Source organism: Larkinella soli (assembly GCF_003703975.1).
GTDB lineage: Bacteria > Bacteroidota > Bacteroidia > Cytophagales > Spirosomataceae > Larkinella > Larkinella soli.
Window position 1 is genome coordinate 99909 of sequence record NZ_QTJY01000003.1, and the last position, 18734, is coordinate 118642.

Sequence of the window (18734 nt, forward strand, 5' to 3'; positions counted from 1 at the left end):
TTTTTTCTATGGAAAAGCCTCTGAAAAAGAACGGGTTCATTCAAACAAGTATCCTTGTTGGGCTGGAGGATAACTTCCCTATTCACTATCCTTATGAAGGGTTGGCAAAAAGCCTTGCTGTCGCCGAATGGATGTTCCAGTTCCTTGAATGGAACGATGGAACCTCCGACTATCCCGGATTGGGGTACGTCATTGAGGAAGGTGATGCACCCGAGTTGGATGAGTTCTTCCCGTATGACCATACCGAACTGTACATCTTGGGCCAGCGGCACCCCATGCGCATGAACTAAACCCCCTCACCCTTCACGCCCAGCGCCTCCACCGCCGCCTGCCTCGCCATGACACGCAGGGCTTCGAGCCGTTTGGGGTCGGTGTCGTAGACCGACTGCATCACCGAGGGCAGAAAGATTTGCCGCAGGCCGATGCCGTGCCGGTTACACAGCACTTCCTCGCCCCACTCATCCGACTTCGATACCTCGATGGTCATAATGTCCAGCGTTCTGGTCAGGGCCGCGTAGACGTCGGCCAGCTGCCAACCCTCCCCTTTCTCGTCCTTGTAATCCTTCGGGCGGCTGTAGATGGAAACCATCTCCGTGGTGGCCGTAGCGTGCGTTTCCAGCCACTTCATGGACGCGATGTGACTCCGTAAGCCTCCGTCCACCAGAAGGCGCCTCTGGCCCTCTATGGCGATTTCTACGGGTTTCGTAAACACCGGAATACTGCCCGAAGCCAGCACCAGTTTCAGGGCGGTTTCAAAGTCGTAGTCTTTCAGGTTGGTGAACACCTCGGCCCCGGTGATCAGATCGACCGCCAGCGTCCAGCATTCGGGCCGGGCGGGGTCAGCCGCCCATGCTTTGAACTCGGCTTCGGTGATGATCGACCGCAAAAGGTCTAACGACTTCTCCTGACGCCCTAAGTACTCCCGGCCCCGAACGGCGTTCCAGATACCGGCGGGGGAAATGCCGCCCTTTCGGGTGACCGGCGAGGGGTCGAACATCCGCCCGAGCATATCGTGAAGGATTTCGCCGACTAAGGCTTTGGCCTCTTTCCGTTTGTCCATTGCAAGGGGAAAGAAGGCGTAGGACGAAGCCGATACGCCCGTGTAGGCGTCGGGCTTGAAGCCCGAATCCAGCACGACGCCAGCGGCTTCCAGAATGCCAACCAGGCGAGTGCCGCCCCCCGATCCGTGAATGGCTCTCATAACGGTGTATAGGTCATGCCACCCGTCGCCATGACCGGCGTGAGGGTGTAGGTGATGTTGGCGGCTTCGGGTACGTTGTTCACCTGCGTGATCGACAGGGTGATCGTTTTGGTTGCCCCGTTGGCCGTGCCCGCCAGCGCCAGGCTGGTGATCGACTTGCTGGCGATGTTCGAGGTCGACAGCGTGCCCAGCGCGTCGATGGTGACCACCCCGTAGCCGATGGCGACCCGAAACAGGTGCGACCCGGAGATATTGGTCGACTGAAAGCCGATGCCCACCAGAAACACCGGGTTGGTATCGCCCGAGTAGTTGATGGTGACAATCTGCGTGGCCGAGTTATTCGCTACCCCTGATTTCTTGTAGGTGTACCCCGTCGGGACGCCAGTGCCCTGCCCGGAGAGGTAGGCGTTGATGGTGTAGTCGGTTTGCAGGCCCGAATAGACCACGTTCTTGAACGCCTTCGCCGAATCCTCGATGTTGGCCGCCCCGCCCCGGAGCGTCACGTTGCTCAGCTGAATGCGGCCCGTGCAGGTGGTGGTCGCCGTGAAGTACAGACAGTTGATCTGCACATGCCCGCTGTTGTCGACCGTCAGGTTGCTCACCGAAATGCCGTCCAGCCCATCGACGGGACTGCTGTTCTCGTTGGAGAAGCGGAAGGTGCCGTTTTTGATGTTGACGTTGCTGATGGTGACGTCCTTCAGCTTAGACAGCGAAGAGAAGTTCTGCACGAAGAACGCGCCGGTGTAGCCCAGCGAGGGGTCGTTGGTGCTGTAGTAGCCCACGTCGTTGATGCGGACGTTGCGCATGTTCTTCGCCCAGTCGGCCTTGACGATGATCGGCCCGAAGTTGTGGTTTTTCCCCCGGTAGCCCACCAGCGAGACGTTGTTGGCCTTGATGGCGATGCCCCAGACATTGCCGTGGGTAACGATGTTGCGAAGGTCCACATCCTGATAGTCCTCGATGCGGACGCAGTGAAAGGCCGAGCTGCGCAACTTGCCGAGGAAGACACAATCGTAAATCTTCGCCACCTTCTTCACGACGGTTCCATCATTCGTGTTGCTGCCGTTGAAGCCCGGAACCGTCAGGCTCAGGTTATCGCCCTCCACCACTTTGGTGCTGAAGACCAGGTTCTGCGCCGTAAAGCCCGAGGCCAGCACCGTGACGGCCCCTTCGATCACCGGCGTGGCGTTCACCAGCACTTCGTTGTCGCGGTCGTACTGCGGGGGGCTGATGCCGATCAGGCTCACGCCGGGCTTGGAGATGGTTGCCACCGCCGTGTAAGGAGGGTCATTCAGCTTAATATCATCCAGAATGATCGTCCCCCCGCCCGAGGGCAGGGCGGCATAGGCGGCCGGCAGGTCCGAGTAGTCGGCGTTGGCGTTGTATTTGGAGACAAACAGCACCAACGCCTTCTGGGCCGCCGTGGCGAGGCGGCTCTTTTCGGCGTTGGTGTAGCTGTTCTCGGAGAGGCCGAGGCCCTCTTTGGCCTTGAAGGCGGTGTCTAATCTTCCCATAGTCAGGCTTCGACGATCCAGCGGAGTTTAGGACTTGAATCGGTAGGTACGTAGCGGTAGAGCGAGGGCACGCCCCCGGCGGTCTCGTCGGCGGTCACCTCGACGAAGTGATACCGGCGCTGGCCCGAGGGTGTCGCCGTCTCATACGTGGTTACGTAGGTCAGCGCGTCGGCATAGGTGGCGACACTTGCATTTCCGACACTGACGCGGATTTCGTCGCCCGGCGTGCGCGCATAGGCACCCGCTGCATCGTAAACCAGTTCGCGGATGCCGTCGGCCGCATCCATGCCCAGATTGACGGCCGGGGCCGAGCGGGGCGGGATCGGGGAGAACTTGGTTGAGTCGCTCATTTCGCGTAGATATAAGGAATTAGCTGGTTAACGTTCAGTGCGTTGAAGGTTGACAGCGTGGCATCCAGGGCTGCCGAGGCCTTGCTGCCCGAACGGTAGGGTTCAGCCGTCTTGTTGATGTTGGTAAGGTACGCGGGGCCGGCCGCCCGGAAGTTGACCATCGTCGTACCCGTGCCGATAATCATGAAGTAATAGACCCGGCCCCGGATCAGGTTGACCGGCGTGTCCAGCGTGCCGACCTTCTCACCCGCCCCGCCCGCTGCCCAGATGGTCCGCATATCGACCCAACCCAGGCGGTTGAAACGGCTGTTGACCGTGTCCCATTCGTAAATGCCATGCCCGTTTTTGCCGGTTCCGGTATCGCCCCCGCCCAGGTTGGTTGAAACGAAGGTGCCCATCTGGGTCACCGTCTCGGTGAACGGGGCCAGAAAGGCGTGATGGTACACCGCCCCCGAGGTCATGCTGGTCGAAGAGGATTGCAGCGAAGAAATCGGGAATGTCTCGACCTTGACGCCGTTGATGGCCCGGTCTCCCGCCAGCAGCGATGAATACGGGGCCGCCTTGATGTCGCCGCCGATCTGGGTAATCAGGTCCGAAAGCCGTGAAATCAGCGTCGCCATCGGTTATGCTTTTGCCGTGTTGTACAGAGCCACCAGGTCGGTGTCGGGGTTGCCGATTTCGACCGAGCCGTAGGCGTCGATGTTGGTGCGGGCGTTCTGCTTCTGCGTCGAGTTCAGTCCCTGGTTGTTGACGTCATGCCGCACCCGGTTGCCCACCGCCGTTACCAGGGCCGCATCGGCCGTGTCGTTAGCCTGTAGGGCGGTAGCGATTTCGGCCAGCGTGTCGTAGGCCGTGCCCACCCCGCCGAGGATTTCGTTCTTGGCGTCGGACTTGGCCTCGTCGATCTCGGCGCGGATCTTGCTGTTGGACCACGTCTGGGTCGTCGAGTTCTCGACGGCGTCATTGATGCTGGTGCCACCCCCGGAAGCGGCTTCGGCCACGCCCAGCACCTCGTTGATGGCGTCGACGAGGCTGTCCTTGTCGGTGGTGTCGAGGTCGGCCAGTGTACCAATACGGGTAAAGGCGGTTTTAATGTCGCCACCGACGGCGGTGATCAGGTCGCTTAAGCGGGATGCGAGTGTTGCCATTGCTTTAGGTCATTTTTGCGATTAAGTACATGAATCGAAAATCCGGGGCGTCCTCGATGTTCTCTTCGATCAACTCGGTCAGTTCATCCGGCAGGCCGTCCTCGCCTTCCACGCGGACGGTCATGGCGAAGGCCAGCGTCGTTTCGTCCGGCAGCTCGAAGGTCAGGTTGACCTCCTGCGGGTCATTGGAAGCGCCCGCCCCGCCCGACAGGCCCTTCAGTTCGACCTCACCGGCGACCTCACCGCCCCAGAAGATTTTCAGCACCGCCGTGGATGCCCCTAAGTTGCCCGTCTGAAGGCCCGAGAGCGTGACGAGGGTATCGTCCCCGTCGGCGGAGATCGTGGGCTGCATCGAGCTTTTGCGCCCGTACTGCCACAGTTCAGCCGTCACCGGCTGGGGGTCGGCCCCGTCCGAGAGGGTGAACCGCACCCGGGCGAGGTAGGCGTTGCCCCGGTAGAGGGCCACCCGGCGGCGCTGGGGTCTGAGGTCAGTTGTCATCGGTAGCGGATGTTTTGGGGACCGACAATATCCCCGTTGCCAAAGAGCGTGTACTCCCCCGCCGGGTAGATGCCCTGCCCCAGGCCCGCGCTCTCCTCGCTGAGCACCCGGTACTTGGTCGGCAGGATGGGGTTCGGCTCCAGCGTCAGGGCGGTATAGTCGTCTACTTCCTTCGCCACGCCGGCCGCGCCCGGTTGCAGCTTGGCCAGTTCGGACTCGATCCAGTCGCGGGGGGCCGGGTAATTGGGCAGCACGGGCCGCCCGCCGACCCAGACGATCTTGTCGAGGGCGATGCTTTCCTGATCGCGGGGGATAGTGGTCGTATTTCCGCAGTTGCACATGGTCTTAGCTGAGCGTTACCGATTTGAGCGTCCCCCCGTCGTTGACCCACAGTTTGACGCTGTTATCGCTGGTGTTCTTGTAGACGGCGTAGCGCGAGGCCGGAATGTCCGAGGCCGTGGGCGCCCCCGCCTTGCTGCGCATCTTGGGCAGGCCGTTGACGAAGCCCGAGCCGTCGTACTGCACCAGATCGCCGTCGGCAAGGCCCGACATGGCCTGCGTGGTCAGCGCCCGGATGGTCGCATACCACGTATTGTCGAAGCCGTTTCTGAGCCGCCAGCCGATGTAGCTCCCGTTGAGGTTGCTGATGAAGTCATTCGTCCAGTATTCCCCGCCCGGGTGCGCCAGATGGTTCCGGGTGCGGTACCACCAGTTGATGCCGAAGGGGTCGGCCGGGTAGCCCGTCACCCCCGGAGCCGCGTTGATCGTATCGAAGCCTGAAGGCGTATCTGAAGTCGCTTCCGTGCGGAAGGTAGCCCGGCTCGAATGCGTCCCCTGCACGTACAGTGAGGGGTTGTGGCTGACGGCCGGGGGCGGGTTGACGATGCCGTCGTGGGTGATGCCGAAGCCCGACTCCGCGTAGTTGGTGATGTGGGCGTAGCCCGAGAAATGGCTGGTAAAGATGATCGTGTTGGGCTGGGTGATGTTCAGCGCCACGGCGGTCTGCGTATTGTTGCCCGCCACAAAATGCGAGTTATAGATCACTGCCCGCCCGATTCTTGCCCCGGCGATATACCCCTTGATGTACAGGCCGTCGATGAACACCTGCCGGGTCGACGTGCCGTCCGACTGCTGCCAGTTGATCACCCCGTCGCGGAAGGTGGTGTTGATGATGCGGATGAACTGATTGCCCTTATTCTCGTAGGCTACCTGCATCGAAGAATCCAGGTTGCAGGCTTCCACGGTAAGGGTGGTGTTCGTCAGGGAAGCCCCCGAGTAGTTGGCGACCGAGAACTTCGCCAGCGTGCCTTCCGAGTAGCAGTGGGACATCACGGCCGGGCCGGAGAAAGAGAACACCCCGTCGGTATCCGAGCCGGACAGGCCGCCCCCGCACTTGTAGGCTTTACAGCCGGTCAGTTCCAGCAAAAACTCGTTGTTCAGCCCCTCGAAGCCCGACACGCACTCGAACGCCTTGCAGCCCTCCATCTGCACTTTCGCCTTCTCCGAGCAGCCGAAGCCGATCAGAAAGTTCGTCGCCGTGCAGTTAAACAGCGTCACGCGGTGGCCGAAGGGGTTGCTTTGCTCCCCTTCCGTCCAGAAGCCCGCCGAAGGGTTCAGCGTGCCCGATTTGTAGGCGTGGCAGTTGAGAAACTCCGTATCCGGGGCGTTGTCGCTATCGAAGGCGTCCCCGTTGCAGTCGTAGCTGTAGCAGTAGGTGAACACGGTGCTGCGGGCGTCGTCACCGGCCAGAAAGCTGGCCTTGCCGCCGACGGCGTGGTACTGTTTCTGGCCCCGGGCAATGCAGAACTCAACGCGGTTGTTGGCCGTGGGCACGACGTTGAACTGCTGACCGTCCGAAAACACCCCGGAGACCACAAAGGAGGTGGCGTCCCCGTTTCTGACTTCGCACAGGCGGACGGTGTTTTCGTTGCCCGAGAGCCAGAAGCCACCTTCGATGGGGCTGTCGTCGCAGTCGAAGGTGATGCCCTCGATGATGACGTTGTTCTGGCGGGTTTCAAAGCCGTTGCCCCGGGCCGCCGAACGTTTAAAGATCGTCTGGCCGGGTATCCCCTTGATCTTAATGCCGTCCATGTCGATGGCAAACGGGTTGATGCCCTCGAACTCCCCGGCCGGGAAGGAAATCTGCCCCGGTAGCCCCGCATCCCGGAACCGCTGCACGATGCGGTTCAGCGCCAGCGACCAGTTGCTGTCGCCCGGCTGCACGAACGCCTGCACGGGGTAGTCGGTCAAAAGGTTCTCCACGGCCAGCCGCGAGGCGTTCTGCGCCGCGTTCAGCACGATCAGGTGCGAGGGAAAGCCTCCCGTGGCGGGCATTTCGGCCCAGTCCGGCTCGCCGATCTCGATGCCGTCGATGAGCTTTTTAACCAGCCCGTAGGACGCTGGGTAGGTATCCAGCGCGGGCGGCTGATCGGCGGGCACCGGCCAGCACAGTTTGCTCAGCGGGACGCTGCATTCCAAAAGATCACCTCCATGTATTTGCGTTTTCTCTGCCATCGGTTAGAGGTTGAAGACTTCGGCTTTGGTTTCGTTGCCGACGACGGGTTTGGTGAAGGCGAACACCTGCCCGGTCGCCATATGCTTGATGCGGATGCCCGGCTGCGCCTTTTTCGGCGGCAGGAACGGGTCGTAGAAACACACCTTGATTTTTCCCGACAGCACCTCCGTTTCAGCGATGCCCGCCTTCTGGCTGAGCATGTAGAGGATGTACGGGCTGGAGCCGGGGTCTTTCCAGGTGGCCCCGCCGTCGTAGCTCACCTGGGCGTAGGCTTTCGTGCCGTAGCCGCCCAGCGCGTCGTAACTTTTCTTCCAGCGGGTGACGCCCGAATGGTAGCCGTCGTGCCCCTTGTTCGGCTCCTGAGAATAGCCCAGCTGCCCTTCCGATGTCCACGGAAACGACGAAGGGCTGCCCGGGTCGGGCGTCCACCGTTCGAGCGGTTTGCCGCCGTACCAGATTCCGAAGGCGTGCTGTTTGTTGATGTCGGCCGTCCCGCGTCCGCCCTGGCTGAAGGGCACCAGCCCCTTCTTGTCGGCGCCGGGTGCGCCCTGCATGGCCCAGAAGCCCATCGCTACCGCCTGCGAGGTGGGAATGTGCAGATGGCCGAACGCTTCCACTTTACCGGCGGGGTTGGTCGTGCGGAACACATACGGCCATCCCGAATGGGCGATGGATTCGCCGACCGACTCGTAGGGCGGCCAGACGAACCAGACGATGTATTTGGTCCAGCCCGCGATGACGTAGCAGTCCTCAACGTGCATGGCCCGGTGAACCAGCGCGTTGTTGTTGTAGGGCTGCTGCGGGTACAGGCGGATGTTGGCCGCCGTATGCACGTCGGCCAGCGTCTTGGTGCTGCCGTCCATCGCCGTATACGTGTTGTTGAAAAACGGGATGGAGGCTTTGGCGGCCGTCGCGTTGGCGTAGCGGTTGACGAAGCTGCTGCTGAGGGCATTCGAGGCCACCAGCGTGTCGGCGTTGTACATCGACGTATCGCCGTAGCTGCCGTAGTTGATGGCATTGGCGCCAAAATCCGCCAGCTGAATCTCCTGGATGCGTTCGTTGTACCAGAACGCCTGATTCGACCCGGCCGCCACGTAGTACTCGCCCTCCTGGTTCTGGTTGCCGAAGAAGAACGTACAGGCGGATTGGTTGGCCGCGTTGCGCACCTGCGTGCGGGTCATGTTGGCCGCCCCGGAGACGTTGGCCCCGTTGTTTTTCATCACATTGGCGCCGGTGATCTTGTGGCTGGTCGCCCGCTTGGTGTTGTCGAAGCCCCAGCCGCTATGATCCAGATGGGTGACGCCCACCGTATAGTATTTGTTGTTGTCGGGGTGCAGCAGCGGATACGCCCCGTACAGCCGCCCGGCCGGTAAGGTCATCGGGTCGTAGAGGTACGGGTACAGCGCCAGCTGGCCGGGTTCAAAGCGGGTGTCGACGATTTCGGGCATCAGCGTAAGAGGGTTTGCACTTCTTCCGGGGTCAGGTACGCACCGCCGTCTTCGGCCTCGTTATCGAAGACCCACACCCGATGGCTGTTGACGGTCTGGTTTTCGCTGTACCAGGCTTTCACCTGGTCGAGCGTTTCGGCATGGCCCACATCAATGAGCGAATTGCCGTAGGGGCTAAAGCTCTTGTTGCCCGGCGTCAGGATGCGCTGTTGAATTTTGTATCGTTTCGGCTTTTCCATGTCTTAGCTGGGGAGGTTGGTATAGACTTCCTGGGTGCCGCGCCCGGCAAACCAGATCCACTGGTAGTAGGGGCTGCCCTGGTCGTTGGTGTTCAAATTCAAGTCCGCGCCCGTCGTCGACTTGGTGACAAACCAGGCGAACATCATGGGTTCGGGGTCGATTTCCACTTCCAGTTCCGAGCCGACGAAGGTGCCGACCGGAATACTGTTCAGGCTGGTACCGTTGAACCCGTTGGTAATGGCGCCATTTTCCCAGAACAGCAGGTTATTGTACCCCGCCTTGTTGTAATTGCGGATGTTGGAGACGTAGGCTTTGCCGCCTGCGTGGCGGACGCGGAAGTCGTAGACGTCGTTCTGGGCGGTGATGGTGCGGTTCTGCGCCGGCGCGTCCACCGGGCGGGCCGGGTAGACCTGCCGGATGGTGCCGACAGCATCCCCGTTACGGCTGTAGTAGACCGAGATGACCTGCGTGCTGTTGGGCAGCCGAAACTTGAACTCCCGGGGCGTCTCAAACTCGATGCCCGACAGTTCGTTGCCGCCGATGCCGCCCGCCATCCGGTTGTAGCCCTGCGGGTAGCTGCCCGTCCCCATCGTCCCCCAATCATCGGGATAGACGTACCAGGTATATTCGAGGTTGCCCGTGGTAACCTCCCCGTAGACGACCACCGACCGACAGATGCCGTTGACGATGGAGTTGGGCGCGATGCCGATGCGGACAATGGAGGGCGATACCAGCGTGCCGACCGTAAACGAGGTGTTTTGAACGGCCGAGGTGTTGGTCTTCAGCCGCGCTTCGGCGATGTAGCCCCCGTCGGCCAGCACGGCGTTGGAAATCAGCTCGTAATAGGTCTTACCCGAAGGAATCGCCCCGTCGGTCCAGTCGATGACCGTCGTGCCGCCCGTGGTACGAAGCCGGAACTGCACCAGCGCCGTGGCGTCCGAGCGCAGGGTGGCCTTCTTCTCTGAGGAAAGCCGGGTCACGTCGTAGTAGACGTTGGTGATGCTGTCCGAGGTGGTGGCCGGGTACAGCTGCACGGTCATGTTCGTCGTGTTGTCGGTGACTGTCACGTTGGCCGAAAACTGGTTGCCCGGGTTGTCCGACTGCCGCACGATGACCTTGTAGGTGCTGCCGCGTTGCAGGCCCGTAAAGCCGATGGCCCGGCGGTTGTGGCTGCCGCCGTTGTCGTCGGTGAAGGCGCCCGTGGCCGCCGTCTTGATCGCCGGAGCGGGCGGGTTGTAGGTGAAGCCCACGCCCTGCACCTGCACGTCCCACGTCCCCGCATCGACCGTAAACAGCGCCGTTCCCGCCTGCTGGCCCGTCTTTTCGACCTGAAAGATCAGTTTGGTCAGCGACTGGACGACGTTGACCTTGTTGACCGTGAGCGTAAAGTCGGCGGGCGTCTCGGCCTGCCCGTCGGAGGCCCAGACCCGGATGCGCCGGGCGTCGGTGGTCGTTCCGGCTGCGCCCCCGAAGACCGCCGTACCGGAGAACACCCCGCCCGAGAAGGTCACCCATGAAGGGAGGTTGCCGATTTCGGCCCCGGCGCTGTCGACCTCTTTGGCCCGGTAGGTCAGGTTATCCAGGTCGGCGTCGTTGAAGTTGGGCCTAATGTCCAGGTTCCACGTCTGCCCTTCCTGCCGCGTGACGTTGCCGATGGGCGTCAGCACCGCCGGGGGCGTGTTGACCTTGACGTGCCCCGATCCGCGAAGCTCATTGATTTTGACCGCCACACCCGTGGCCGACTGTTGCAGGCGGATGTAGCGCGTCGTCGGCCGGGGGTTACCCAGATCAACGGGCCAGGAGTCATTAATCCCTGCCAGGTTCTGCGTGGCCGACACGCCCGGGGTATTGATGACATTGGTGAGCGTCCCCGTCGTCATGGCGGGCAGCGTCACGCCGTCTTTGGCCAAAATCAGCCACAGCCCGCCGGTGCCGTTGGCGCCCGGCAGTCCGTCGGCAATGATCTCCAGTTCGTCCAGCACGTAATCCTTGCCCAGATCGACCTGAAGGCCCTCCTGGGCGCCGTTGGAAGACAGCCAGAAGGTGGCGTCGTCGTCATCGTTGGCGTGGGTGGCCGTGCCGCTCGAAGCGGTGATGGCCTTGCCCACGACGATGTTGGACGGTTCGGGGTAGATGCGGCCCTGCCCGCCGGCCTCGTAAGTAAACTGTTCCTCGATGACGTTGGGCGAGCCTTCCACGTGCGCCCGCAGCGTGTATTCTTCCCCATCCACCGGGCCGATCATCACGTAGGAGAAGTCGGAGACGCCATCGAACAAACTGCCTTTGGTCAGGCCCGTCTGGCTCCAGGCGCGTTCGGAGAGAACGACGACATCGGCCGAGTCCAGCAGCTCCAGCCGCATCTGCTCGCCGGTGCCGAAGGCGTAGAGGAACAGCACCCCGCCCTCATCCGACCAGAAGATGTCGGTGAACAGCTCGGGAACCGGGGCGGGCTGGATGGTGATGAGAATATCCACCGACGTCGACAGGCCCGTGGGGCCGATGCCGGTGAGCTTAACGATGGTGCTGCCGGGCTGGGTGGTGATGGCGGCCGGGGGGTCGGGCGTCTTGATGACCCGGTTCACCTCGTCGCGGATCATGCCCATCGGCGGGGCCGTGATGGCGTAGCGCACCGCCCCGGGGAAGACCGGAAACTGCCACGAGAAGGGCTGGCCCGCGATGGCCGTCTGGTCGGTGATGCCCGCCGGAACCGTGGGCGGGGTCTGCTGCTCACCCCCGCCCGTGGCCGAGGTCGCCACCAGGCGGATGGTGCCGTTGGGCTGCTTGATGAACCCGGCGGCGCAGTCTACTTCCTCGTAGCAGGTGGTGTCGTTGAGGCGGAGGCCGCCGAAGGTCGCCATGCGCCCGGAGACCGAATCGACGCTGAGTACGGAGTCCAATCCTTGTAAGTTTGCTCGTCCATCGGTGGAACCAAAGGTGTATTCAGCAACCAAAACTTTTTCATCGGGCAGCCCTCGAAAGGCCGCCGCGAATACATCGTAGGTACGGCCCGGAACGAACGCATCACCGTTTTCGTCGGCTTCAAATACCGGATTGGTCTGCCAGTGGACGTTATCCAGCGAGTACTCCCAGACGATGCCTTTTTGGGGGTCAAAAACCGGGTTCCGTACAGTTATCGTGCGTTCGTTCATCGTACTTTCATGCCAACTAAAACCTTAGTAACAGATTCGACCAGTTGATCCCGACCGGCATCCCGGACACGCAGAATCAGGCGCTCCGGGTCAAGTCGAGGCAGCGGCTTGTTGCCCTGTCCGTCATCACCTTCTACTTCCAGTTTGACCAACCCGGTTGCCATCTCTTTCAGCAGCAGCTGCACCTTCCAGCTGGCGTCGTTGCCGTTGATGGTGCCGGTGTTGGGTGAAATGGTGCTGCCGTCGCCCGTATCAAGGATGGGCACCCGATTGCCGCTGCTATCCTCCCATTCGCTGGTGTAGACCATCGAGCCGACCTCGGCCGGAATCTCGACGGCCCGCACTTTGGCGATGCGGTAGCGGTCGGTGTATTCCAGCGTCAGAATCAGCATCCGCAGGCCGCCCAGCTCGGGGAACAGCAGCACGTCGTAGGCCCTGAGGTCGGTCTGGCAGAACAGCTCGCCGTCGTAGCATTGCCGGGGCTTGCCCAAAAGCCGCAGCCGGTCGCGGGCCAGAATCTTGACCAGCGGGGCGGGGTTGTCGAACGGGTCGGGATCGGACACCCAGCCCGACGTGCCGGTTTGTCCGTCGATGCGGAGCAGCGAGGCGTAGTTCAGCCGGTAGGCCGTATGGTGCTGCGGGACGCCCGAGAGCGGCACGGTGATGTAGTCGAAGCGGGCGCCCTGCTGGTCGCCCAGCGGCACGATCACCTCGTCGGTCTTCCGGCGCGGGCCTTCGATGCCCTCCAGTTCGGCGGACCACTTCTCGCTGCGCATCGCCTCGCGGGACTTGTCGACGCGGCTGAGCGAGAAGTTCTTCAGTTCAATGGCCGGGGTGGGGCTACCCGTCTGCCCCTGCAAATTAATCGGCCGGTAGGCGTAGATGATCAGCTGGTACTGTTGCCCCGCCGGGACGGGCTGCATGGTCACCGAGAAGCGTTTGCCCTTCGTGGGCCGCGCTTTGGTGATGCCCACGCCCGCCTGGTATTCGTTGGTGTCGAAGAAGTACAGGGACTTGCCCCGGTCGTTGTTGTCTTTCCAGCTGCCGTCCGGCTGGAGGATGTAGGTGGTCGGCCCTTCGGGGTTGTAGGCGACGATGCGCAGTTTCAGCCCCCGGCTGTTGATGTTGATGTATTCGCCCGAAAGCGTCCATTCGTCGGTGCCGCTGTAGCCGTCGGTGATGGTGACCACCGGCAGCTGGACGGCCTGCGGGTCGCTTTTCTGCGCTCCCGCGTCCGAAGTGCCTTCGATTCTCAGGCGATAGGGGTCTTCCACCGTACCCGCGCCCACGCGCGAGGCGACGATACCCCCGAGTTTGGTGTAACCCACGGGAAAGCCCGAGGCCATGTTCTCGTAGCCGGTGTTGGACAGAAAGTTCTTTTCCCGGCCGTATTCGAGGTTGACGACGACCTTATGGTACTGCGGCTCGATGGAGAGCATCGCCCCGGTGATGGGCTTCAGATCATAGCTGCGGTAGACGGGCTTGCCGACCTCTTCGACGATCAGCTCGGGCGTCACCCAGTCGGCCGGGTCGGTGTAGTAGACCCACTCGATGGCCGGGTTGCCCGCGTCGGTATCGGCGTAGAGGCCCACCCGGTAGATGCGGAAGGCGCCGTTCTCCTGCACGATGCGGGCGCCGAAGGATAGGAGTATCCCCCGCAGCACGTCGTAGCACGACTGCCAGACGCCGTTCGCATCCTGAAACCGCAGGTCGTTGTGCTTGGTGGTAAAGAGCGTATTGAACGGCTCGGTGGGGTAATCCCCGCTCACCAGCTGGTTCTGCTCGGCCAGTTTGAGCGAGAAGGCGAACGGGTATTCGTAGTCGAGCCGGGAGAGGCATTCGATGACCGTGGAGATGGACGGCCACACCCGCGAAGCGCCGGGATAGTCGATGTTTTTGAGCGTCTGAAGCCCGCATTTGGCCGTAAACGACACGGGATAGGGTGCGGAAGCATACGGCTCAGAGGCATCGAAGGGGGTAATCCAGCCGCTGAAGAGATTCACCCAGTTGTCCGCCGTCTCCTCGGCTTCGACGGTGACGAAGAACGTGCGGTCGTCGTCGGTGTAGAGGTCTTTCAGGGCGAAGGTGTCGCGGGTGACCAGCCGAATGGTGGCCTTCTTGCCCAGGATCGGCTCGAAAGGGTCGGTGTTGCTGCCTTCCGTCTCGATGCGGTAGGGGTCACCGCCCCCGGTGATATAGTCCTCGTCGCGCTCCAGCTCGTCGGGGTTGCCCTCGTAGCCCTTCAGGTAGATGTGAATGCGCTTGCGGCGGCCCAGGTCGGTCGTGCCGGGCAGCGAACGCTCCCGGTAGCGGGTCCAGAATCGTAGGTTGTATCCGGCCGGCGTGGGCATGGTCTTGGGGCTTTCCCAAAGTTACCCCGGCCCCGAGGGGCAATCGTGCCGTTTACTACAATGTCAGCCCCCCCCTAACCGAGTGAAAGCCCGACCGTTGGGCCGGGCTTTCTGTCAGCTTTGCAACCTTTTGCTGGGGGTGGTGCGGCCTGCCTGGAGACGGCAACCAACCGTTTAGAAGATACGAAAAATTGCCCTTTCAGGCAAGGGAAACGTTGACCAGTTTCTGGCCCAGCTGCCGAACGGCGTCTTCGATCTTTTTGACCTGCTCGGCCGACGGGTGCTTGCTGCCCGCGACGTAGTGCCGCAGCAGGCTCGGGTTCATGCCGGCCGCTTCGGCAATCCGGCTGATGTTGAGAAACGGATGCGATTCAAAGAAGGCCGTCAGGTCATAGCGGACGTCCCATTCGAGGGGATCACCCACCTCATTGAACTCTTTCAACAGAACCGTCATCTGCACCTTGAGGGTTTCCAGATCATCCGCATAGTCAACCAGCAGGTTGTCATCGTAGTTGACGCGCCCCCACAACTTGCCGTCCTCGGCCTTTTCCACGACCAGGACGATGTTTTTGTGTTTTGCCATGATTTACAAGTTATAAACAGGCAGACAGGTCATTGAAGACCTGCCTGCTTAAGAATCGATTTGATGGTTCCCCGGGGTAAGTCACCCGAATGCATCGGAACCGTCACTTTTCCACGTTTAACGGGATGAACGAGTTGAAGGTGGCTACCCTTCTGGTCTTTCTTGACCCATCCGTCGTCGTGGAGGATTTTGAGGATTTGCTTAGCCGTCATGTGTGCGATTGTTTGACTCTATAAAGGTCGCATATTTGCGCCACATATCCAAATAATTGAGTCACTTTTTTGTGACTTTTTTTCATCACCCCCCGCAGCAGTTCACCCACCCCCCGCAGCCGTTCACGAAGCACAGTATTGACATTCTGGCATACAATGTGCTACTATTGCCTATCAAAACGTTGAAAGGCAATGAGAACGAGTGTGGTGCTGGTGTTGATGCTCTGGTCGCTGGCGGCCGTAGGGCAAAAGCGGTATATGAAGCCGGAGGAACTGAATATGCCCCTGAACCCGGAAACGGGGCTGTGGACGTATACGGAAGTAGTAGAGGTGCCGGGCGTATCGGCTACCGACCTGTACAACAAGGCGAAGGCTTTCTTCTTCAATCAGTTCAACAATGCTGATGCGGTCATCCAGGTAGATGACCCGGGCAAGCTGCTGGCGGCTAAAGGCATTGTAAGCATCAGTTTTGGTCCGTCAACGGGCTTCCAGGGGTCCGGGCGCTACTGGATTCCGATAGAGATTCAATTCAAGGACGGACGATACCGTTACGAAGTGAAAAACATTGCCATCTCAATTCCTGGCAACCCATTAGACCGAACCTCCATTGAACAGATGCGGACGATGTACATGGAAAAGGTCAAACTCAGTGAGAAACAGATCGAGCAGGCCAAACAGGGCATTGTGGTGATGGACGAAGGCTTCAAAGGCTTTTTAGCCACCTTTAAAAAGGCGATGCAGGCCCCGAAGAAAGACGACTGGTAATCAGCTTTTGTACGCCCGGAAGTACTTGAAGGGGAAGTCGGCCACCCGGCGACGGGCCACCTCAAAGTGTAGTCCGCCCTTTAGTTTTACATACCCGTTTTGAGCCGCTATTCCGCCCCGGTGAGCGTACTTCCGCACGTAGAGGGGATTGATTAGGTAGGTCTTGGAAGTGCGCCAGAAATGCGGCAAAAGCGCGTTGTATCGCTTGAGCGTGTAGCTGCTCAATACCTCGCGGTTATCGGTGAGAAAGAAGCGGGTGTATTTACCTTCGGCCCGAAGGTAGAGAATCTGCCGGTGCGTCAGGGTCACCGGAGCGTGGCCGTAGCTGCGGATGGTGATGACCGGCTCAGCCACCCTGCTCCCGGTTTCGCATTTGAAGAACCGCTTCCAGGTCCTGACCCCGGGCAATAAACCGCACCGTATCGGGAATGGCGTTCAGGCCACCCCCACCCCCTCCGTACTTATCCAGAAGGGTGTTGACCTGGTCGCCCCGCAGGACATATTCGGGGTTGATGCGGGCGTCGTAGTTGTCACCGATCATCGCCAGCGTCGGGCCGGTGGCCGCCCCGCCGGTGGCAAGCTGGGGGATCATGTTGCCCATTCCTCGCACCAGCCCGGATGCCAGTTTAAGCCCCGCCCCCGCTTTCAGGTTGCCTTTCCCTTTGGCGACCAGAAAGGGGTCTAAGGAGACCGCCCCTGCCGCGATCATCGCCAGACCGGCAATAATCTTCGACTGCGCCACTTTGTTGAGATAGTCGGCCAGCAGGCCCACCCCCATACTCAGAATCTGTTTCAACGCGCTCTGCGTGCCGGTAAACAGGCTCACGGCAATCTGCCCGAACCCTTCGGCGGCACTCATGGCGGTTTCAATCCCGGCATAGCGAATGTCCTCGGCCATATTCATCAGGATATTGGCGAAGGCGTCTTTTTGCTTCTCAGCCTCTTTATTCAGCCCCTCGAAAAACTTCTTCATGCCCGGCAGGGCGGGGTTGGTTTCAAACCACTTGCCCAGCCCTTCGATCTGGTGCTGGAAGGCCTGCACAAACGGCAGGTCGGTTTTGTCGGCGATGCCCATGCGGTCCTGCAAAAAGCCCTGCTTCATGCGCAGCTCCACCGGCACCTCGACGCCCGGATTCTTGGCCTTGAAGTCGGCAATCTGCTTTTCGACAATATCCAGCTGCTTCTTAAAGACGTCGGAGATGGTATAGGCTTCCCGGAAATGTTCTTTGGTGGTCTTGGTCGTACCCCCACCCCCGGACGGTTTGATGACGGGCGCATTGCCCGCGCCCCGCTCCTGCCGCCGTAGTTCGGCGTTGGCGCGGGAGTAGTCTTTCAACAGTTGTTGCAGCGACGTCAGTTCGGCCTCTACCTCTTCTTTGGTGCGACTGAACGGCCCGCGCTTCAAACGGGCGATGGCCGACCAGTCGGTCACCTCCAGTTCGGTCTTTACGTCCTCAATGGCCTGCTGCACCCCCTCAAACTCCTTGATGCGTTCGGGCAGTCCCTTGATTTTAAAGTCCTGAACCCGGCCGGCGTTGGCCCCGAACAACTCCAGCTTGGTCGCCGCCAGCCGGGGATTCAGCAGATCGCGCAGCGCCAGAAAATCCTTGCCTCCAACCAGGGCGCGGAGGCCCTGCGCGAAGGAAGCGATGCCCTTGCCGAGTTTGGCGAAAAAGGTGTCGATGCCCGCCGTCTGGCTGAACTCTGAGACAAGTAGTTTAATCTGATCGGTGGCCCGCTGCCACTGCCCTGCCATCGTATTGACGTTTGCCTGGGCGTTGGCCCCGTAGACCCGCTCTAACTGTTCAGCGAACTTAGGCAGTACATCACTGGCGGCTACCTGCCCCTGTTCCAGCATCTTTCCGAGTTGCTGTTCCGACACCCCTGCCGCTTTTGCAAACAGCCCGAAGGCTCCGGGGATGCGTTCACCCAATTGACCCCGAAGTTCTTCCGCCGAGACCGTGCCTTTCGACATCATCTGCGAGAGGGCCAGCAGGGCGCCTTCGGTCTGGTCGCTGGAAAGTTGCAGGGCGGCCGAGGCTTTGGAGACGGCCAGGAATATTTTCTCGGTGGCTTCACCTTGCAGGGCCGTGCCGTTGGAGGCGGCTTTCAGCCCTTTGTAGGCATTGGAAAGGGATTCAATGGAAAGCCCGTACTGGTCGGCGGTCGCCTTCAGGAAGTTTTGCGTGCGGGCGTAATCCTGCGCCGAAGAGGAAACGGCTTTCAGGGACGTGTCCATCCGCTGAAAGTCCGACACGATCTGTAAGCCCTGTTTGGCCGCTGCGATGGCGGCACTCATGGACAGCAGCCCCCCGACAAAATTGTTGAGACTGCCCATCGGCAGTTTGAAGCCCCGGTCCATCTGCTGGCCGACCGACTGTGCCGACTGGCCGAGCCTGCGGATGCGGCCTTCAGCGCGGTTGGCCCCCCGTTCCAGATCGGAGGGGTCCAGCGTAATCTCAACGGTTAACCGGCGTTCCATTCTTTTCTTTGTTGAGGTGTTTCAGGCTGGCGTAGAGTAGCTTGAGAATCTGCCCGCCTTCGAGTCCCTGCGTGTCGGGGCGGTCCGAGGGCAGCGGCCACAGTTTGTGCGGTTCGATGGGTTTTTTAGCGTACTGGTTGCGGATCAGCGTAGCCGTTACCCGCTCCCGTCGAATAGCCTCTTCCTGCAATCGGCGCTGCTTCTGCCAGTAGCCCTCGGCCAGCACCCGGAACTGGCCGAAAGACATCTCGAACCAGAACTCGCGGAACGTGCGGCC

General features: G+C 60.9%; 19 protein-coding genes. 2 read left to right on the forward strand and 17 right to left on the reverse strand.

All coding sequences use genetic code 11. The features are described from left to right. Nucleotides 1-8 precede the first annotated feature (8 nt). On the forward strand, nt 9-290 hold the full coding sequence (locus DX909_RS10075) for a hypothetical protein (RefSeq protein ID WP_128545045.1): 282 nt from the start codon (nt 9-11) through the stop codon (nt 288-290). Here the strand turns inward: DX909_RS10075 and DX909_RS10080 are convergent. From DX909_RS10080 to DX909_RS10145, 14 genes are all read right to left on the reverse strand, one after another. Continuing rightward, nucleotides 287-1201 carry a patatin-like phospholipase family protein gene (locus DX909_RS10080; protein WP_128545046.1) on the reverse strand — a complete coding sequence of 305 codons (915 nt, stop codon included), beginning with the start codon at nt 1199-1201 and terminating at the stop codon, nt 287-289. The genes DX909_RS10075 and DX909_RS10080 overlap by 4 nt on opposite strands. Next, complete coding sequence (locus DX909_RS10085) at nt 1198-2715, reverse strand: hypothetical protein (RefSeq protein ID WP_128545047.1); 1518 nt, start codon at nt 2713-2715, stop codon at nt 1198-1200. The genes DX909_RS10080 and DX909_RS10085 overlap by 4 nt, the downstream gene beginning before the upstream one ends. 2 nt (nt 2716-2717) lie before the next feature. Continuing rightward, the gene (locus DX909_RS10090; RefSeq protein ID WP_128545048.1) at nt 2718-3065 is read right to left on the reverse strand and encodes a hypothetical protein; all 348 of its coding nucleotides are present in this window, start codon (nt 3063-3065) and stop codon (nt 2718-2720) included. Beyond that, nucleotides 3062-3685, reverse strand: coding sequence for a hypothetical protein (locus tag DX909_RS10095; protein WP_128545049.1), 624 nt, complete (start codon nt 3683-3685; stop codon nt 3062-3064). The genes DX909_RS10090 and DX909_RS10095 overlap by 4 nt, the downstream gene beginning before the upstream one ends. 3 nt (nt 3686-3688) lie before the next feature. Continuing rightward, nucleotides 3689-4213 carry a hypothetical protein gene (locus DX909_RS10100; RefSeq protein ID WP_128545050.1) on the reverse strand — a complete coding sequence of 175 codons (525 nt, stop codon included), beginning with the start codon at nt 4211-4213 and terminating at the stop codon, nt 3689-3691. A gap of 4 nt (nt 4214-4217) precedes the next feature. Continuing rightward, nucleotides 4218-4712: a hypothetical protein gene (locus DX909_RS10105; protein WP_128545051.1), complete on the reverse strand. Its 495-nt coding sequence runs from the start codon at nt 4710-4712 to the stop codon at nt 4218-4220. Next, nucleotides 4709-5053, reverse strand: coding sequence for a hypothetical protein (locus DX909_RS10110; protein WP_128545052.1), 345 nt, complete (start codon nt 5051-5053; stop codon nt 4709-4711). The genes DX909_RS10105 and DX909_RS10110 overlap by 4 nt, the downstream gene beginning before the upstream one ends. 4 nt (nt 5054-5057) lie before the next feature. After that, nucleotides 5058-7226 (reverse strand): hypothetical protein, encoded by a 2169-nt coding sequence (locus DX909_RS10115; RefSeq protein WP_128545053.1) that lies wholly within the window; start codon nt 7224-7226, stop codon nt 5058-5060. Between the two features lie 3 nt (nt 7227-7229). Then, on the reverse strand, nt 7230-8675 hold the full coding sequence (locus tag DX909_RS10120; protein WP_128545054.1) for a hypothetical protein: 1446 nt from the start codon (nt 8673-8675) through the stop codon (nt 7230-7232). Next, entirely contained in the window at nt 8675-8914 is a 240-nt protein-coding gene (locus DX909_RS10125) for a hypothetical protein (protein WP_128545055.1), read from the reverse strand. Before DX909_RS10125 ends, DX909_RS10120 begins: the two co-directional genes overlap by 1 nt. 3 nt (nt 8915-8917) lie before the next feature. After that, nucleotides 8918-12064 carry a hypothetical protein gene (locus DX909_RS10130; protein ID WP_128545056.1) on the reverse strand — a complete coding sequence of 1049 codons (3147 nt, stop codon included), beginning with the start codon at nt 12062-12064 and terminating at the stop codon, nt 8918-8920. Further along, nucleotides 12061-14415: a hypothetical protein gene (locus DX909_RS10135; protein ID WP_128545057.1), complete on the reverse strand. Its 2355-nt coding sequence runs from the start codon at nt 14413-14415 to the stop codon at nt 12061-12063. The genes DX909_RS10130 and DX909_RS10135 overlap by 4 nt, the downstream gene beginning before the upstream one ends. A 199-nt stretch (nt 14416-14614) precedes the next feature. Next, nucleotides 14615-14998 carry a helix-turn-helix domain-containing protein gene (locus DX909_RS10140; protein WP_128545058.1) on the reverse strand — a complete coding sequence of 128 codons (384 nt, stop codon included), beginning with the start codon at nt 14996-14998 and terminating at the stop codon, nt 14615-14617. Nucleotides 14999-15027: 29 nt separating this feature from the next. Beyond that, complete coding sequence (locus DX909_RS10145; protein ID WP_128545059.1) at nt 15028-15210, reverse strand: type II toxin-antitoxin system HicA family toxin; 183 nt, start codon at nt 15208-15210, stop codon at nt 15028-15030. A gap of 192 nt (nt 15211-15402) precedes the next feature. Between DX909_RS10145 and DX909_RS10150 the strand changes: the two genes are divergently transcribed. Next, nucleotides 15403-15975, forward strand: coding sequence for a DUF4468 domain-containing protein (locus DX909_RS10150; protein ID WP_128545060.1), 573 nt, complete (start codon nt 15403-15405; stop codon nt 15973-15975). Here the strand turns inward: DX909_RS10150 and DX909_RS10155 are convergent, their stop codons facing one another. From DX909_RS10155 to DX909_RS10165, 3 genes are read right to left on the reverse strand one after another with little or no spacing between them, the layout of a single operon-like run. Further along, complete coding sequence (locus DX909_RS10155) at nt 15976-16329, reverse strand: LytR/AlgR family response regulator transcription factor (protein WP_164851246.1); 354 nt, start codon at nt 16327-16329, stop codon at nt 15976-15978. Next, nucleotides 16322-18457, reverse strand: coding sequence for a tape measure protein (locus DX909_RS10160; RefSeq protein ID WP_128545062.1), 2136 nt, complete (start codon nt 18455-18457; stop codon nt 16322-16324). Before DX909_RS10160 ends, DX909_RS10155 begins: the two co-directional genes overlap by 8 nt. Continuing rightward, nucleotides 18435-18704, reverse strand: coding sequence for a hypothetical protein (locus tag DX909_RS10165; protein WP_128545063.1), 270 nt, complete (start codon nt 18702-18704; stop codon nt 18435-18437). Before DX909_RS10165 ends, DX909_RS10160 begins: the two co-directional genes overlap by 23 nt. Between the last annotated feature and the right edge of the window lie 30 nt (nt 18705-18734).

Coding starts and splice junctions, on each gene's coding strand:
- DX909_RS10130 (WP_128545056.1), bottom strand. CDS start 12,064: ATGAACGAACGCACGATAACTGTACGGAACCCGGTTTTTGACCCCCAA.
- DX909_RS10100 (WP_128545050.1), bottom strand. CDS start 4,213: ATGGCAACACTCGCATCCCGCTTAAGCGACCTGATCACCGCCGTCGGT.
- DX909_RS10095 (WP_128545049.1), bottom strand. CDS start 3,685: ATGGCGACGCTGATTTCACGGCTTTCGGACCTGATTACCCAGATCGGC.
- DX909_RS10080 (WP_128545046.1), bottom strand. CDS start 1,201: ATGAGAGCCATTCACGGATCGGGGGGCGGCACTCGCCTGGTTGGCATT.
- DX909_RS10140 (WP_128545058.1), bottom strand. CDS start 14,998: ATGGCAAAACACAAAAACATCGTCCTGGTCGTGGAAAAGGCCGAGGAC.
- DX909_RS10085 (WP_128545047.1), bottom strand. CDS start 2,715: ATGGGAAGATTAGACACCGCCTTCAAGGCCAAAGAGGGCCTCGGCCTC.
- DX909_RS10160 (WP_128545062.1), bottom strand. CDS start 18,457: ATGGAACGCCGGTTAACCGTTGAGATTACGCTGGACCCCTCCGATCTG.
- DX909_RS10115 (WP_128545053.1), bottom strand. CDS start 7,226: ATGGCAGAGAAAACGCAAATACATGGAGGTGATCTTTTGGAATGCAGC.
- DX909_RS10110 (WP_128545052.1), bottom strand. CDS start 5,053: ATGTGCAACTGCGGAAATACGACCACTATCCCCCGCGATCAGGAAAGC.
- DX909_RS10105 (WP_128545051.1), bottom strand. CDS start 4,712: ATGACAACTGACCTCAGACCCCAGCGCCGCCGGGTGGCCCTCTACCGG.
- DX909_RS10145 (WP_128545059.1), bottom strand. CDS start 15,210: ATGACGGCTAAGCAAATCCTCAAAATCCTCCACGACGACGGATGGGTC.
- DX909_RS10125 (WP_128545055.1), bottom strand. CDS start 8,914: ATGGAAAAGCCGAAACGATACAAAATTCAACAGCGCATCCTGACGCCG.
- DX909_RS10120 (WP_128545054.1), bottom strand. CDS start 8,675: ATGCCCGAAATCGTCGACACCCGCTTTGAACCCGGCCAGCTGGCGCTG.
- DX909_RS10090 (WP_128545048.1), bottom strand. CDS start 3,065: ATGAGCGACTCAACCAAGTTCTCCCCGATCCCGCCCCGCTCGGCCCCG.
- DX909_RS10135 (WP_128545057.1), bottom strand. CDS start 14,415: ATGCCCACGCCGGCCGGATACAACCTACGATTCTGGACCCGCTACCGG.
- DX909_RS10075 (WP_128545045.1), top strand. CDS start 9: ATGGAAAAGCCTCTGAAAAAGAACGGGTTCATTCAAACAAGTATCCTT.
- DX909_RS10150 (WP_128545060.1), top strand. CDS start 15,403: ATGAGAACGAGTGTGGTGCTGGTGTTGATGCTCTGGTCGCTGGCGGCC.
- DX909_RS10165 (WP_128545063.1), bottom strand. CDS start 18,704: ATGTCTTTCGGCCAGTTCCGGGTGCTGGCCGAGGGCTACTGGCAGAAG.